Genomic DNA, 1361 nt, shown 5'->3' with positions numbered 1-1361 from the left:
TTCGGATCTGGCGGTGGCCGCGTGCCACAGCGTAAACCCTGGTGTGTGGGAGCGGGTCATGGCCGGGGTGCTTGGGTCGTTCGCGGGCCGGTTTGGGCGGGTGGAGCCTCGTCGTGCGGCGGCGGGGTTCGTGGCGGGATTGCTGTCTGATCTTGAGGTGAAGACGTGTTGGCAGTTGGCGGAGCAGGCCGGTCATGCCCGGCCGGACGCGATGCAAAGGTTGTTGTATCGGGCGGTGTGGGACGCCGATGCCGTCCGTGACGACCTGCGGCAGGTGATCGTGGACCGGTTCGGTGGGCCGGACGCGGTTCTGGTGGTTGATGAGACCGGCGACTTGAAGAAGGGCGTGCACTCGGTCGGGGTGCAGCGGCAATACACGGGCACGGCCGGGCGGATCGAGAACAGCCAGGTGGGGGTGTTCCTGGGCTACGCCGGCCGGGATGGGCACACTCTGATCGACCGTCGTGTGTATCTGCCGGCGTCGTGGACCGACGACCGGCAGCGCTGCCAGGCCGCCGGCGTGCCCGACGAGATCGGGTTCGCCACCAAGTCGGAGTTGGCCGCCGACATGATCACCGCAGCGATCGACGTCGGCGTGCCGGCGGGATGGGCCGCTGCGGACGAGGCATACGGCAACAGCAGCATCTTCCGCGCTCACCTGCGCGAACACCGGCTCGGCTATGTCCTCGCGGTGTCCTGCAGCCATCTGGTCCCGCTCGACGGCGGCAAGACCCGGGTTCGTGTCGACCGGGTAGCCGCCGACCTGCCGGCATCGGCGTGGCAGCGCCGCTCAGCTGGCGCCGGGTCGAAGGGTCCCCGCGTCTACGACTGGGCCTGGCTGGATGACGTGTGCACCGATGCCGATCCCGACGACGGCGGCCGGCACAGCCTCCTGATCCGCCGTAACACCACCACCGGTGAGCTCGCCTTTTACCGCTGCTGGACCCCGAAGCCAGCCACCCTCGCCCAGCTCGTGCGAGTCGCGGGCATCCGCTGGACCGTCGAAGAGAGCTTCCAGGCAGCCAAGAGTCAGGTCGGCCTGGACCAGCACCAGGTCCGCCGCTGGGACTCCTGGCACCGGTTCACCACCCTCGCCCTGGCCGCCCTCGCCGTCCTGGCGATCTGCACCGCCGACGCGGCCCACCACGACCCAGCCGACGCGGGGCTGATCAAGCTGACGGTCAACGAAGTCCGCCGACTGATCAACGCCTACATCATCCGCCCAGTCAGCGACCTCGCCCATCGTTTGCACTGGTCAGGCTGGCGCCGCCGGCATCAAGCCCGAGCCCGACAATCCCACTACACACGCCGCCTCAACCTCGAACTCCAGCCATGATCCCGAACGGCGGCTGCCGTACTAG

General features: G+C 68.8%; 1 protein-coding gene. It reads left to right on the top strand.

Annotated features, from left to right (window positions below):
- The first annotated feature begins 58 nt into the window (after positions 1-58).
- The gene (locus ACLQ2T_RS29215; protein WP_425769570.1) at positions 59-1336 is read left to right on the top strand and encodes an IS701 family transposase; all 1278 of its coding nucleotides are present in this window, start codon (positions 59-61) and stop codon (positions 1334-1336) included.
- Positions 1337-1361: the final 25 nt, after the last annotated feature.

The organism is Micromonospora sp. DT229 (assembly GCF_049844505.1).
GTDB lineage: Bacteria > Actinomycetota > Actinomycetes > Mycobacteriales > Micromonosporaceae > Micromonospora.
The sequence above is the reverse complement of the archived record's forward strand: the minus strand, read 5'-3'. Positions and strand labels throughout refer to the sequence as shown.

Bases quoted from the DNA above. Each gene is read 5' to 3' on its own strand.
- ACLQ2T_RS29215 (WP_425769570.1), top strand. From the start codon at position 59: ATGGCCGGGGTGCTTGGGTCGTTCGCGGGCCGGTTTGGGCGGGTGGAG.